General features: G+C 43.8%; 10 protein-coding genes. All 10 read left to right on the top strand.

The annotated features are described in order from the left end of the window. Positions 1–17 precede the first annotated feature (17 nt). The 10 genes from ACFFGT_RS06035 (at position 18) to ACFFGT_RS05990 (ending at position 15,015) form a co-directional block, all read left to right on the top strand. A complete protein-coding gene (locus tag ACFFGT_RS06035) occupies positions 18–1,601 on the top strand; it encodes a SusD/RagB family nutrient-binding outer membrane lipoprotein (RefSeq protein WP_377021607.1) in 1,584 nt (527 codons plus the stop codon). 18 nt (positions 1,602–1,619) lie between these two features. After that, a complete protein-coding gene (locus ACFFGT_RS06030; protein WP_377021606.1) occupies positions 1,620–2,636 on the top strand; it encodes a glycosyl hydrolase family 18 protein in 1,017 nt (338 codons plus the stop codon). 27 nt (positions 2,637–2,663) lie between these two features. Further along, positions 2,664–4,004 (top strand): glycoside hydrolase family 18 protein, encoded by a 1,341-nt coding sequence (locus ACFFGT_RS06025; RefSeq protein ID WP_377021605.1) that lies wholly within the window; start codon positions 2,664–2,666, stop codon positions 4,002–4,004. Between the two features lie 144 nt (positions 4,005–4,148). Further along, positions 4,149–4,928 carry a glycoside hydrolase family 16 protein gene (locus ACFFGT_RS06020; RefSeq protein ID WP_377021604.1) on the top strand — a complete coding sequence of 260 codons (780 nt, stop codon included), beginning with the start codon at positions 4,149–4,151 and terminating at the stop codon, positions 4,926–4,928. Positions 4,929–5,516: 588 nt separating this feature from the next. Beyond that, positions 5,517–6,674 carry a phosphotransferase enzyme family protein gene (locus ACFFGT_RS06015; RefSeq protein ID WP_377021603.1) on the top strand — a complete coding sequence of 386 codons (1,158 nt, stop codon included), beginning with the start codon at positions 5,517–5,519 and terminating at the stop codon, positions 6,672–6,674. An 84-nt stretch (positions 6,675–6,758) separates the two neighbouring features. Then, positions 6,759–8,678, top strand: a complete 1,920-nt coding sequence (locus ACFFGT_RS06010) for a glucosamine-6-phosphate deaminase (protein ID WP_377021602.1) — start codon at positions 6,759–6,761, stop codon at positions 8,676–8,678. Between the two features lie 54 nt (positions 8,679–8,732). Then, positions 8,733–10,082, top strand: a complete 1,350-nt coding sequence (locus ACFFGT_RS06005; protein ID WP_377021601.1) for a Gfo/Idh/MocA family protein — start codon at positions 8,733–8,735, stop codon at positions 10,080–10,082. A gap of 446 nt (positions 10,083–10,528) precedes the next feature. Continuing rightward, positions 10,529–11,911 carry a Gfo/Idh/MocA family protein gene (locus ACFFGT_RS06000; protein ID WP_377021600.1) on the top strand — a complete coding sequence of 461 codons (1,383 nt, stop codon included), beginning with the start codon at positions 10,529–10,531 and terminating at the stop codon, positions 11,909–11,911. A 168-nt stretch (positions 11,912–12,079) separates the two neighbouring features. Further along, on the top strand, positions 12,080–12,859 hold the full coding sequence (locus ACFFGT_RS05995; RefSeq protein ID WP_377021599.1) for a glucosamine-6-phosphate deaminase: 780 nt from the start codon (positions 12,080–12,082) through the stop codon (positions 12,857–12,859). 47 nt (positions 12,860–12,906) lie between these two features. Then, positions 12,907–15,015 carry a glycoside hydrolase family 20 zincin-like fold domain-containing protein gene (locus ACFFGT_RS05990; RefSeq protein ID WP_377021598.1) on the top strand — a complete coding sequence of 703 codons (2,109 nt, stop codon included), beginning with the start codon at positions 12,907–12,909 and terminating at the stop codon, positions 15,013–15,015. Positions 15,016–15,048 lie beyond the last annotated feature (33 nt).

The following is a 15,048-nucleotide window of genomic DNA, read 5'->3' as shown; positions in this document are numbered from 1 at the left end:
ATTTTAGAACAAACAACATGAAAAGAACTTTAAACAAATATACGTTGGCCGCGCTCCTGATGCCCTTATTGCTGTTCTCGTGCAAAAAATTTGGAGACGTAAATACCGACCCCACAAAATCTGCTAACCTCGACCCTATAAATCAGCTTAATTTGGTTGAGCTTAGGTTTGGCGGTGATGTAACTATCAACGAACGTACAAGCATTATCCTTACCATGCCCATGGCACAGCAAATAGGCGGTGCTTATTATACCCGTTATGGCAGCGCTTATATTGAAGACAGGCAATACATGTCTGAACTTTGGGAGCTTGGCTACCCTAATGATGTTTTGAACATTGTTGATGCTGTACAGCGCAGCACCACCAAGCCAAACCTGAATGCCATTTGCCGTATTATGAAGGTTTATGTTTTTGCAAGGCTTACCGATTTGTACGGTGATATTCCTTATACACAGGCGGGCAAGGCTTATACCGACGGTACGGTACGCCCAAAGTTTGATACGCAAAAGGATATTTATGCCGACTTTTTTAAGGAGCTGAAAGCAGCCGTTACCCAGCTCGGTACAGGTAAAGATGAAGTTGCTACTGAACTATTATACCATGGTGATTTCACCAAATGGAAAAAGTTTGCCAACTCGCTGCGTTTACGTTTAGCTATGCGTTTGATAAAGATTGATGACGCAACTGCCAAAGCCGAGGCAACAGATGCGTTTAATGCCGGCGTATTAACCAGTAACGATGATATCTGCAAGCTGGATTATATCAACATCACCAATGGATATTCGGAAATCAGGGGTAACGGTGTATCGGTAGGGATCAACCAATACCAGGATGACGGCCGCCCGAGGGTTTGTACCACCTTGCTTGATCAGATGAAGGCCACCAACGATCCGCGCTTAAACTATATCCCCCGCGCATATTGGGTTAACCCCGATAAGCTGACCGACAGGCTTGATGTTACCGCGCAGGTAAAAGCACAGGTTGGGCTGATAGGCGTTGGTCCGGGGAAATATAACTATGATGATTTTTTAGGGCCTATCAATATCGATTATCCCGGTCGTGGTACATTATCAGTTCCAAACGGCGGGCAAAAAGTGCAGCTGGCCGATTTTATGGTGCGCAGTGATGCCCCGTATTTTCACATGACCTACGCCGAGGTGGAGTTTTTACTGGCCGAAGCCAACACCCGCTGGGGGCTAACTTTAGGCGGCTCGGCTAAACAACATTTTGAAAACGGTTTGGAGGCTGCCTGCCTGCAATTGAGCTTATACCCAACCGGGCCAACCTTAAGCGCCGCCGAGATCCAAAAATTTAAACAGGATAACCAGCTTGCTCCGGGCAAAGAATTACAGCAGATTGACACCCAGATCTGGATAGCGCAGCTCATGAACGGCCCTGAAGCTTATGCTACCTGGCGTCGTACAGGCTTCCCTGTTTTGGTACCGGGTGTAACCGCCGAATCGGACGTGACCACCATACCACGCAGGTTTGAATACCCTTTAACCGAGCGTGAACAAAACTCGGCTAATATAGCGGCGGCGATCACAGCACTTGGCGGTAAGGACACATGGACAGCACATGTTTGGTGGGATAAACAATAACCTGATATACGATAACAAATGAAAATATTAAAAAATAAGGCCCTGCTAACTACCATAGCCTTCGTTTTGCTGCATATGATAGGCTGTAAAAAAAGCGATGTTAAAGCCGAAGTTAAACCCGATCCAACCCCACCAACGGTAACCTCAAATTTTAGGGTTGTAGGATACCTGAGGTATGAGGGGAACCTGCTTAACGAAGCAAAGGCCATTGACATGGGCAAGATAACACACCTCTATGTGGCTTTTATCAATCCTGATGCGGATGGAAATTTTACCGTGGATGCCGACCTGAAACAGGTAGCCATTTTGGCCCATAACAGCAAGGTGCAGATCCTGGCCTCTATTGCAGGAGGGATCCCGCCGGCATACTTCAGCAACTTGATAACGCCTGCCATGCAGCCTAAATTTATTGCCGGGCTTGTGAAATTGGTTGATGATAATTTGCTGGATGGTATTGATGTGGATATTGAACAGGAGCTTATAGATAATAATTACGAATCATTTGTTACTGCCCTTGCCGCCGCTTTAAAAGCAAAAGGTAAACTTACAACCGCTGCGGTGGCTACGGTTTATGCAAGCAGGTATTCTGACAAGGCTTTAGCCAAACTGGATTTTATCAACATCATGTCGTACGATAAAACCGGGCCATGGAACCAATCAAATCCCGGCCAGCATGCCCCTTACAGCATGGCAGTAGAGGATTTGACCTATTGGAACAGTACTCGTGGCATTGCCAAAGAAAAACTGAGCCTTGGCGTACCTTTTTATGGCTATGGTTTTGGTACCAATGCACCTGAATCACTGTCGTTCAGCGAAATTATTACCACTTACCCCAATGCCCTGAACCTTGACCAGGTAACGGTTAGCGGCGGAGGTATTGTTTACTACAACGGGATCCCAACCATAAAAGCTAAAACAGAACTGGCGCTTGAAAAGGCCGGTGGTATCATGATCTGGCAATTACGGCAGGATGCAACGGGCGCAAACTCGTTATTAGGCACTATTAGTACGGTGATTAAATCACACACAAAATGATCGATTACTATTTAAAAGATATTAAACATGAAAAAGATTAAGTACGCACCTATACCGGTACTGATGCTGGTTATACTGATGGCATTTGCCGGGTGTAAAAAAGATGAGGTGAAAGACCAGGAAGCGGCTAACCCTTATTACCCGAGGATCTTTGATAACCTCAGGGTATTTGGATCAAACCAGATCATTGACGAGGGGACAAGTGCCAGTTTTTCTGGCGTATTGTTCACCCCGGCAGGTAAAGTAAAAATAAGCTGGCAGGTAAACGGTAAAGAAATGTCGGCCGATCCGTCGTTTAAATTTACCCCGACCGCGGGAGGCGAGTATACCATTAAACTGGTGGCCACCTATAACGGTGACTCCACATCACGGCAAACCAAGGTGCTGGTTAATCCCTCAACCTATACTTTTAAACCGTATACAAAAGTTGCACTGGCCAATCTTACCGAAGATGGTACCGCTGCCGATGTGGTTTGGAGTAATATCACCCACCTCGAATACCAGGTAGGTAAGGTAGCTGCGGATGGTACGCTTGATGTATCAAAGGGAAACGTTAACCAACATGCCAATGAAATAGTAGCCCGTGCGCACATAGCCGGTGTGCCGGTTATTATGGGCATCAGCGGCCATCTTTCGGGTATTGATGGCTGGGCAATTTATGAAAGCAATGATTTTGGTACGGCCATCCGTAACCCAACAGCAATGAAACTGTTGATCGATTCGGTAAAGGCCTATGTTACCCGCAAAAAAATGGATGGTGTAGATATTTATATGACAGATATCAACTCGGGTAATGCGCCGGATAACATTCATGCTATCGGTCCGTTTTTAACGGCGTTAAAAGCTGCCTTGCCTGCAAATGCTTTGGTTACGGTTACTGCGCCGGTAAACTATCAGCACTGGGAATACCCTGATCTTTCAAAAGCCGATTGGGTAAATATTCACGCATTTGAGGATAATATTCACATTGGCCCCGATGCACCTGTAGGGCAATCATCAAGCTATGATTTTATGGTATCGGGTGCGCAGATCTGGACAAACTTTCACCTGCCGGCCAGCAAGCTCGTAATAGGGATCCCGGCATTCGGTTTACGTTACAACGCGCTTAACGCGGCCGGTAATAACGACAGCTGGGGATCATACGATTACATGACCTATAAAGCTATTATAGCAGCCGACCCAGCAAACGCAGGTAAGGAGAGGGCTGATATTGCCAAAGGTGTATATTATAATGGCGTTCCGCTGGTAACCCAAAAGGCCAATTATATTAAGACCGGCGGTTTTAAGGGCGCTTATTTGTGGGCTGCCGATTATGATGCTGTTGGCGCCAACTCGCTTATGGCTGTTATTTATCAGGCTTTGAAATAGAATAAATTTCCATAGGCAGGACAACCGGTTATCGCTAACAAGCTTAAGTAAAAAACTATTGAAATCGCATTAAGAAAGTAATGATATACACCCAACATAGCAATTTACCTACATCAATAATTTTAATATTAAAATTTAGAAACTATGAGAAGAATGTTTTTAGTACTCCTTGCTGCTGTAATAGTTACGGCTTGTAAAAAAGAAAGCGCAGCCGTACATTCAGAAATTTCAGATCCCACTGTTGCAAAGAAAAAAGTTGTAAACAGCACTTTATCGTTTGCCGGTTATACCTGGGTTGTGAGTGCTCCAGGCGGTTTGGTGAGTCCGGGGCCAAATTATTGGAACGGATCAAATGCCTGGGTTGACGTTAATGGCTGGCTGCATTTGAAAATCGCGAAAAATCCATCAAATAATCATTGGGAGAGTGCAGAGGTTTATACTACGCAAAGCTTAGGTTATGGAACCTATCAATGGCAGGTTGAAGGAACATTAGGTTCATTCGATAAAAATATTGTTTTAGGCATGTATAACTATTCCGGTAACGATCAGCACGATGAAATGGATATAGAGATTGCACGTTGGGGAAATGCTGCCTGGGATAACCTCAATTATACCATTTGGCCCGCTACAGGGGTAACTGCCAGTCCAGGGGTTTATACAGCGTCGTTCACTACGCCCAACGGTACTTATACTACCCATCGGTTCAAGAGGACCAGCAGCAGTGTTAAGCTTCAAAGCCTGTATGGTTTTCAAGATGGGGATGCGAATCAATTTCAAACTGCAACGTTTAACAGCCCGGCAACCTCTATCAGTACGCTTAGTATGCCGGTACATATCAATTTGTGGTTATATGGAGGCTTAGCTCCTTCAAACAATCAGCCGGTGGAAGTAATTATCCACAGCTTTAAGTTTACGCCCTTATAAATTGCATTTCTTGTGATTTGATAATTTTATATAAGAGGCTGCATTAAATCCAGATAATGCAGCCTCTTTTGCTACCCGGCATACTATATCCGGGCCTGTTAAGCAGGATCCTGCCCGTGTTAAACTGAATATTACAGACGAAAATGCCGTTGCCAGTTTGCCGTTTTTTGTCATGTTCAGGTCTAAGCGGGATTTCGCCAATTCCATGGCAGGTTATATTTCTCCCTTCCGTTACTAATACTTTATTTTCGATAACGTTCTCGCTGATTTATTCCCGGATGTCCGTTATTTGAGCCTCATTTTTAATTAGTTTTACTTCAGGCAGGTGTTGGTTACCAGCTCAGGGAACTCACAATTTGATTGTTTTTCCTGGTTGCTGGTCGTGTTTTGATCAAACAGTTTTTCCATAGTTTTTGGCATTGTCAAGAGGCGGGTGCGGGCTTTTTTAGCATACCGTAATGGATTGGTATAAGCTAATCCGCCGGTTAAATAGGAGCAACCCTTCAGTACAAAAATCAACTATTTCTAAACACATATTGAACAGGTACCTGCCCGGTAACAAATCGAAATAAGTATTAAGACATTTATATGCATAACGAAGTAACCACATATGATTTTAAAAACATCATTGCAAACTTTAAGATAAGTTCCGGAAATTTTGATATTAAACCTTTTGGGTCGGGGCATATTAATGATACATTTTTACTGACAACTGAACCCGGATACGAGGATGCCTACCTGCTTCAAAAAATCAATCATTTTGTTTTTAAAAATATTGATGGTTTAATGAACAATATGCTGCGCGTGATTAACCATTTAAAAGAAAAAGCAGAAAAAGCAGAAAAAGCAGAAAAAGCAGGCCGGCCGGCAAAAGAAACACTCACACTGGTGCAGTGCAAAAACAATAAATATTACTGCCAGGACCACCAGGGAAATTACTGGCGAATGACTCTCTTTTTGAAGGATACGCAAAGTTATGATTTAGTTACAACCACTAAGCAGGCTTACCAGGGAGGATGCGCTTTTGGAAATTTCCACTGTTTATTATGTGATCTTGATCCTGCTTTACTGGTTGATACTATTCCCGATTTTTTAAACATCGAAAAAAGACTGGATAGCTTAACAATAGCGATAAAAAAAAATAGCGCGGGGCTCGTAAGATCCGTACGTTCAGAATTGTTTTTCCTGCTTGAACGTGCAAATAGCATGGGCGAGATATTGCAATTAGGCAGGGCCGGAATATTACCGCTGCGCATCACCCATAACGATACGAAATTTAATAATATTTTACTCAATCAGCACGATGAGGTTCAATGCGTAATCGACCTTGATACGGTAATGCCCGGTTATATAGCCTATGATTTTGGGGATGCCGTTCGTTCCATTATCAATACCGCTGCCGAAGATGAAAAGGACCTTGATGCTATACAATTAAATATGCCGCTTTTTGAGGCATTTGCAAAAGGATATCTGGGCAAAACGGTGTCCTTTCTTACCGAACAGGAATTAAAGTCGCTGGTAAAGGGAGTATTGTTGCTTCCGTATATGCAGGCTGTCAGGTTTTTGACAGATTATCTGGAGGGAGATGTTTATTACAAAACTCACTTTCCGGGGCATAACCTGCAACGGGCAAGGGCCCAGATTCAATTATTTAAAATGCTTGAATCAAAAAAGGGCAAGCTAACCGATATCATACAACAGGAATGGCTGCAATTAAAAAATGATTTAGGGGTTTTGAAGGCCTGAATCGATGAAATAGAATACGATAAACAATCAGGTACTTACCCGGGCAGGTTGCCGGCAAGCCATAAAATACATATTACATAAAGTATGCGACGTTTAAATCTTTTAGAAGAAACAAGATTTGAGAGAGTTCCCGTTTCAGTTTTTCCAGGTATGCAGGCTGCTTCAAAAGAAGTAGCTAAACGTATTGACATCTTAATACGGCAAAAAGCGGCCGAAGGGAAAAACGCCGTATTGGGTTTGGCTACCGGCGCAACGCCAATTATGCTTTACGATGAGTTGGTGCGCCTGCATAAAGAAGAAGGCCTGAGTTTTAAAAATGTGGTCATCTTCAATCTTGATGAGTATTTTCCGATAGAAGCATCTTCGGCTCAAAGTTATAAAGTGTTTATGCAAAAGCACTTGTTTGATCATGTAGATATCAACATCAATAACGTTCTCATACCCGATGGTATGATTAGAAAGGAAGATGTTGCCTTATTTTCCATCGGTTATGAAGCGAAAATAATTGCCAGCGGTGGTCTCGACTTACAAATATTGGGTATAGGGCGTACAGGGCATATCGGGTTTAATGAACCAGGCTCGGCCCCTAATTCGGGTACCCGCCTGGTTTCTTTGGATGAACTTACCCGGAGCGACGCCGCGCGGGACTTTGGTGGCAAAGCAAACGTGCCATTAAAAGCAATTACCATGGGCATCGGGACAATATTGGCAGCACGCAAAATAATTTTAATGGCCTGGAGTGAAAAAAAGGCAGAAATAGTTAAAAAAGCCATCGAAGGCGAAATTTCTGCCGAAATACCGGCAACGTACCTTCAGCTTTCAAATAGTGTAGAATTTGTTCTGGATAATGATGCAGCGTCCTTACTCACGCGCTACAATACGCCCTGGCTGGTAAAAGACTGTAACTGGGACGATCAATTGATCAGGAAAGCGGTAATATGGCTGGCTCAGCTGCTCCAAAAACCGATATTGAAACTTACCGAAGATGATTATAATAGCCATGGTATGGCACAACTGGCAACAGCAAAAGGCCCGGTATATGACATTAACATACAGGTTTTTAATAAGCTGCAGTATACCATAACAGGATGGCCCGGCGGTAAGCCCGGCGCAGATGATAGTAAACGGCCGGAGCGCGCGTTGCCGGTTAAAAAAAGCGTTATCATCTTCTCACCCCACCCTGATGATGATGTAATATCTATGGGGGGCACATTCATACGATTGGCCGATCAAAATCATGATGTACATGTGGCTTATCAAACATCCGGCAATACCGCTGTTTGGGACGATGATACCTTACGTTATATGGAGTTTGCCATTGATTTTGCTAAAAGCCAGGGGCATAGTACGCATCAGCTTGAAGCGCTTTATGAAAAGATGTGGCAGTTTTTTCAAACAAAACAACCTAACCAGGCTGATTTGGCCGAAATACGGACGATAAAAGGGTTAATTAGAAAAGGCGAGGCGACAGCAGGCGCCCGGTTTGTTGGCTTGCCCGAGTTTTGTATCCAATTTATGGATCTTCCCTTTTATGACAGGGCTAAAAATCAAAAGCTTGTAAGCTATGAAGACGATATTTTACAAACGATGGAATTGTTACAGGCAATTAGACCTCACCAGGTATTTGCCGCAGGTGACTTTGCCGACCCGCACGGGACCCATAAAGTTTGTTTCGATATTATTCTTCAGGCCTTAACCCGTTTAAACGATACTGAAGAGTGGATAAAAGATTGCTGGCTATGGTTATACAGGGGGGCATGGCATGAGTTTGAAATTCATGAAATAGAAATGGCGGTCCCGCTTTCGCCCGATGAGGTTATGCGAAAACGTTTGGCAATTTTTAAACATCAATCACAAAAAGATATCCCGGTTTTTCCGGGTGATGATGCCCGGGAGTTTTGGGTGCGGGCAGAGCACCGTACAGGCGAAACAGCCAGGATATATAATCAATTGGGGCTTGCGGAGTATGAGGCTATAGAAGCTTTTGTGAGATTTAAATTTTGAAAAATTGCCGCCTGGGTGAACGGCCAACCGATTTAACAATCATTAAACAAACAGATGAAAAGAAGAACATTTATAAGGCAAAGTGCGGTTGCCGCTGCTGGCATAGCCATGCTGCCTGCCGGTAATCTATTTGCTTCTGCCTCCAAAAAAGTAAAATTAGGATATATTGGAGTTGGGATACGCGGAATGAGCCACATCAGCGAAGGACTGCTTCGGGACGATGTGGAAATTGTTGCCATATGCGATACTCAGGAACGTTCATTAAAAATTTGCAGGGAATTTATAGCCAAAAATGGGCACCCTAAAGTAAAGGAATATACCGGCGGCCTGGATGCCTATAAGCGTTTGCTTGATCATGAAGATATAGATGCCGTAATTATTGCTACCCCCTGGCAATTCCATTATCAACAATCGGTTGATGCCATGAAAGCCGGTAAATATGTTGGCTGCGAAGTGATAGCAGGGTTAACGGTTGAGGAGCACTGGGATATCGTAAAAACCTCGGAGTTAACACGGATGCCTTATATGACGCTCGAAAACGTATGCTATCGCCGTGATGTAATGGCAGCACTAAACATGGTAAGGCAGGGCCTTTTTGGTGAGCTGGTCCATTTAGAGGGCGGTTACCAGCATAACTTAAGGCCGGTGCTGTTCAATAATGGCAGGCAATTTCATGGTGGTGGTGTTGAATTTGGGCCCAATGCCATAGGTGAGGCCCAATGGCGCACCCAGTTTAACATTGATGTAGACGGAGATATTTATCCAACCCATGGTGCCGGGCCATGTATGCATTATGCAAATATCAATGCGGGCAACCGCTTTACCGGTTTGGTATCATTCAGCTCTAAATCTCGCGGTTTAGCGGCTTATGTACAGGAGCTATCGCCCGGACATAAAAATTCAAAGATCAATTATAAAAACGGGGATGTAACAACAACGATGATTAATTGTGCAAACGGCGAAACCGTATTGTTAAGTCACGATACGCACTTGCCAAGGCCTTACTCGCTGGGTTTCCGTGTTCAGGGTACAAAAGGGATTTGGATGGATGTGGCCGACAGCATATATATCGACCATCAGGCAAAAGAAGATGACGCATGGGACCCGGCAAAGGTATGGTTTGACAAGTATGATCATCCGCTTTGGAAAAAATATGAAAAACTGGCCGAAGGAGCGGGCCACGGAGGCATGGATTGGTTTGTATTTAATGCATTTATTGAGTCGGTTAAACACAAGAGACAAACCCCGATAGATGTTTATGATTCTGTTACAATGAGTGTGATTGCCCCACTATCAGTACAATCCCTGAAATCGGGAAACTCATTGCAGGATTTTCCTGATTTCACAAATGGCAAATGGACAGAGCGGAAAAATAACTTCGCCCTGGACGATAGCGGGTTTTAAATCATCATTAATTCAACAGGCGGTTAAGCATTGTCTGGAATATAATATCCTTCATAAAAGCAAACAGCCTTGCAGCTGATACGGAATAAAATACTCCGGGCTGCAGGGCTGTTTTTGTTATAAATGGCCGGAGAGAAAATGGGGTGTATTGTAACAGCTAATGGTTTATAATTCAGTATTTAATGACCCCGGAATAACGGATAGCCGGCTACATTATTTTCGATAACGTTCTCGCTGATTTATTCGGCCAAACCCGCTCTAAGTGCTTCGCTTTTCGTTAGATTTACTTCAGGCATGTGTTAAGATAGTATTAAACAACGCCGTATCCGGCAATTATTAAACTAACATGCAGCTGTTTTTTTTGACTATAAGACTGGCAATACATTAATAGAAGTACACACTGTTTTAAGGCTTTTTCAATTACAAAATATAATAAATATTAATACATGAAAAATAACCGGAGAGATTTTATAAAGTATACCGGCATCGCAGCATCGGCATTGGTGGGTGCAGCATTGCCACTGCTTTCAGTTGCCGATGATGGTGGCAGTAAACCTTTTAACATGATTAAGGGCAGCCAGCGTTTTAACATGCATGGTTATGCTGCCCCAAAAATAGATAAGGTGAGGATCGGTTATATTGGGTTAGGAAGCAGGGGATCAGAAGCTGTGCCGCGTATACTTAATATCGAAGGGATAGAGGTGAGGGCCCTGTGTGATATTAAACCCAAACAGGTGGAGTTAGCAAAGGAAAGTCTTAAGGGAACGCCAAATAACCCGGCTTTATATTCCGGCAATGACCATGTATGGAAAAAGTTATGTGAGCGCAGCGACATTGATTTGGTTTACATCTGCACCCCGTGGAATTGGCACGCGCAAATGGCTGTTTACGCAATGGAGCATGGCAAGCACGTTGCCGTTGAAGTACCGGCTGCGCAAACCATCGACGAATGCTGGCAAATGGTTGAAACTTCAGAAAAAACCAAACTGCATTGCGTAATGCTGGAAAACGAATGTTACGATTTTTTTGAATTACTGACACTTAACATGGCGCGCCAGGGCTTTTTCGGTGAAGTGCTTCATGGAGAAGGCGCTTACATTCATAGTATCGGCAGGTCGCTTTTTGACCCCATACAACGCCCGGGCTTATGGAGGCTTGATGAAAACGCCCATCGTAATGGTAACCTGTATCCAACACATGGGCTGGGGCCAATCTGCCAGGTCATGAATATCAATTGTGGCGATAAAATGGATTTTTTAACCTCAGTAAGTACCAATGATTTCACTTTACATGATATAGCCGTAGAACTGGCTGCCAAAGATGCTATGTATTCAAAATACGTCGATAAACATTTTAGGGGTAATATGAATACATCCACCATACGCACCACAAAGGGAAGGACAATTATGCTGCAGCATGATACTTCTTCGCCCCGGCCTAAATCATCCAGGTATCTCATTAGCGGCACCAAAGCAACTATTCAATGCGATGCCGGGCCGGCCAAAATTTCCACCAGTCATGATGGGTGGGTTTCGCCGGAGGTTTTTGCAGAAATAGAGGCAAAATACACCCTTCCATTCATTGCAAAAGTAGGCGAACTGGCCAAAAAAGTTGGCGGACACGGGGGAATGGATTTTTTAACAGACTGGCGGCTAATTGATTGTCTACGTAACGGTCTTCCGGTAGACCATGATGTTTACGATGCTGCCCTTTGGAGCTCGATAGCCCCCTTGAGCGAATGGTCTGTAGCTAATGGATCGAAACCGATAGAGGTTCCGGATTTTACACGCGGCGCATGGCAAAATAATACACCTTTCAACATTTCGTAAACCAAGCGGAATGTCTGGCAACTAATACGGAGTTAATACAGATGGTATTAATGGTGCGTAGAAAAGACACCCCGGGTTAATACTATCACAGATAAAGCAGGCTAAAAACCAGGCTACCGGCAGGGTTATGTACAATAGTTTATAAATAAGAAAACACGAGTCATCTTTATGAGAGTTTACATCGAAAAAAATGCACAAGACTTAGGCGCTATTGCCGGCGATGCAGCTGCACAGCACATTCGCGAAGCAATAGCCAGGCAGGGCACGGCCAACATCATCCTGGCAACAGGCACAAGTCAATTTGAAACATTAAAGCAGTTGATCAAAGCGCCCGGAATAGCATGGGACAAGGTGGTTATGTTTCATTTAGATGAATATATTAATATCGCTGCATCGCATAAGGCAAGCTTTCGGAAATATCTGACAGAACTGTTTCTTGACAAATTACCGCCATTAAAAGCCGCGCACCTGATTAACGGCGAAACAGATCCAACGGCAGAATGCGAACGCTTGAACAAGCTTATTGACAAGCATCCGATAGATGTTGCCTTAATCGGTATTGGCGAAAACTGTCATTTAGCATTCAATGACCCTCCTGCTGATTTTGAAACTACTGACCCCTATATCATCATTTATAAATTAGATGAGGATTGTAAGCAACAACAAATGAATGAAGGCTGGTTCGCTTCCCTTGATGAAGTTCCTGCACAGGCTATAAGTATGTCGGTTCGGCAAATCATGAAATCCAAAAATATTATTTGTTCTGTCCCGGATTTGCGAAAAGCAAAAGCGGTTAAAAATTGCCTGGAAAAACCAATAAGCAATTTGTATCCGGCTACTATTTTGTCCTCGCACCAAAGCTGCTGCCTGTTCCTGGAAACGCTGTCTGCCTCATTGCTTTCAAACGATGCCTCTCATTACAAAATGACGGCGAATTATGAAGGTTGATACTTCAGTATAAAAATTGTAACCCCGGCTTTATAAACGTAAATAAAATGCTCAAAAAAGTAAAACATGCCCGTTATATAATGATATTGACAATGTCTGTATTGTTGTGTTCCGTATGCGCAGCGAAAGATATCCCCACTTTCGACCGTTACTTTAAGCTTTTGCCCCGGCCTCAAAATGTTCAGTTATTAAACGGAGAAGGGCTGTTATTTACAGATTTACATAGCATTTGTTTGAATGGCGTCGATGCGGACCTGGTTATTCCGGGCTTGCTAAACAATCTCCGACGCTTAAAGGCCTCAACAAAGGGTTCCCTTTTGCTGGTAATAAAGAAGGACCTGGCGCTCCCATCAGATGAAGGCTATATTCTTTTAGTGAAAAACAAAAAGGTGGTTATTGAAGCGTCAACCAAAAGCGGGTTATTTTACGGCATGCAGACCCTGAACCAATTGCTGGAGGATGCACACGATCAACATGTGGTGATTCCGGCCTGCAGGATAACCGACTATCCCGCTATCCCGGTGAGGGCTGTTCATATCGACCTGAAAAACCACCTGGATGCAGGCAATTACTACTACAGAACCATAGACCGCTTAGCAGCAATTAAGATAAACAATATCATTTTTGAATTTGAAGACAAGCTGCGGTACAAAAAGGCAAAGGATGTAGGCGCGGCGGATGCCATATCCATCGGTGAATTTGCTGCATTAAGCAAATATGCAAAAGATCGTTTCATTGAAATAAGCCCCCTTGTTCAGGGGCTGGGGCATGCATCTTTCATTTTAAAACACGATGCTTATAAAGACCTGCGTGATAACCCAACATCGGATTGGGCATTTGATCCGCTTAACCCAAAAACTTACGATCTCCAGTTTTCGATGTACGAAGATGCCATAGAAGCTACCCCCTATGGGAAATACCTGCACGTTGGCGGAGATGAAGTTGGTGCCCTGGGCAAATCGGAGCTGTCCAAAGCGTCGGGCAAAAGCCCGCTGGAGCTCCAGATGTACTGGCTCAAAAAAGTTACCGATTTTGCTGTTGAACACCACCGCATCCCAATTTTTTGGGACGATATGGTTTTTAAACTGGGCAATTTATACCAAACAACCTGGGATTCGACTTTAAACGTAAAAGAGGTTAATAAGCTTTGGGACAAAAACAAAAGCACGCTGGATAAAAACATCCCCCTTTTTCCCAGGAACTGTATTTACATGCGCTGGAATTATGAGGCGCCCGCCGCTGCAGGCAACATATTGGCGCTTGATTGGTATAAAGCGCACAACCTGGATGTAATGGCGGCAACATCGGCACAAATGTCCTATGCCATGCTGCAGCGTAACCAATCTAATTTTCAGTCAATTAAAGATTTTTGCCGGCTTACTGCCGGTAAAAAATTAAAAGGGATACTATGTACGGTATGGGATGATAGTTCGCCTCATTTCGAGACCACCTGGCGCGGTATCCATGACTTTGCATGGTTTAGCTGGAATGATAAAGATTATAGCGGGAAAGTTGTTCATGCCGCGTTCAGGCACCGGTTTTATTCGCCCAAACTGGCGGGAGAACGGTATGAGTTTGAGGATATTTTAGAAAGAGCGGTAAGCATTTGGGATACAGCCTTTATAGTTAACGGCGACAGGGAAAACTATCACCAATTGTTTAAGCTGGTAGATATGCCCGACAAATCCAAAAGCGGGCAATGGAGCACGTTGTATAAAGACCGGCTAAAACAGGCCGCAAAAGCAGTTTCCATGTATGATACCGTAAAAAACCGGATAGCAGAAGCCATGATACTTGCGGAAAGAAACAAGTATAACCTGGAGGTATTTGGGCAAATAAATGAGCTGCAGGCCTATTCCTCAAAACTATTGATCCTGCTTAAGCAATACGATGATGCCAGGTCATTGGCCGATAAGAAAATGGTATTACACCGGATTGATGATTATGAAAGTCAATTTCCGGTGATACGCCGGCGGCTGGAAAAAGTGTTTGCGGTAACCCGCGTCATGGCCAGGCCGGAAGGATACAAATTAGACTCAAACCTTCACGCCCATTTGGCAAGCAGCACCTATAACACCGATTGGATGTATTGGTATGAACTGGCAATGAACAGGAAGGTGTCGGAGTGGGTTCGGTCCAATCGTGTTGAACAATAAATTTTGAAATGAAGCAAATAGTACCCCTATAAC

The sequence above is a fragment of the Mucilaginibacter angelicae genome (assembly GCF_042434235.1).
GTDB lineage: Bacteria > Bacteroidota > Bacteroidia > Sphingobacteriales > Sphingobacteriaceae > Mucilaginibacter > Mucilaginibacter angelicae.
This window is presented reverse-complemented; position numbering and strand designations above follow the sequence as displayed.

Excerpts from the sequence above, each read along its gene's own strand:
- ACFFGT_RS06035 (WP_377021607.1), top strand. The coding sequence starts at position 18 with ATGAAAAGAACTTTAAACAAATATACGTTGGCCGCGCTCCTGATGCCC.
- ACFFGT_RS06030 (WP_377021606.1), top strand. The coding sequence starts at position 1,620 with ATGAAAATATTAAAAAATAAGGCCCTGCTAACTACCATAGCCTTCGTT.
- ACFFGT_RS06025 (WP_377021605.1), top strand. The coding sequence starts at position 2,664 with ATGAAAAAGATTAAGTACGCACCTATACCGGTACTGATGCTGGTTATA.
- ACFFGT_RS06020 (WP_377021604.1), top strand. The coding sequence starts at position 4,149 with ATGAGAAGAATGTTTTTAGTACTCCTTGCTGCTGTAATAGTTACGGCT.
- ACFFGT_RS06015 (WP_377021603.1), top strand. The coding sequence starts at position 5,517 with ATGCATAACGAAGTAACCACATATGATTTTAAAAACATCATTGCAAAC.
- ACFFGT_RS06010 (WP_377021602.1), top strand. The coding sequence starts at position 6,759 with ATGCGACGTTTAAATCTTTTAGAAGAAACAAGATTTGAGAGAGTTCCC.
- ACFFGT_RS06005 (WP_377021601.1), top strand. The coding sequence starts at position 8,733 with ATGAAAAGAAGAACATTTATAAGGCAAAGTGCGGTTGCCGCTGCTGGC.
- ACFFGT_RS06000 (WP_377021600.1), top strand. The coding sequence starts at position 10,529 with ATGAAAAATAACCGGAGAGATTTTATAAAGTATACCGGCATCGCAGCA.
- ACFFGT_RS05995 (WP_377021599.1), top strand. The coding sequence starts at position 12,080 with ATGAGAGTTTACATCGAAAAAAATGCACAAGACTTAGGCGCTATTGCC.
- ACFFGT_RS05990 (WP_377021598.1), top strand. The coding sequence starts at position 12,907 with ATGCTCAAAAAAGTAAAACATGCCCGTTATATAATGATATTGACAATG.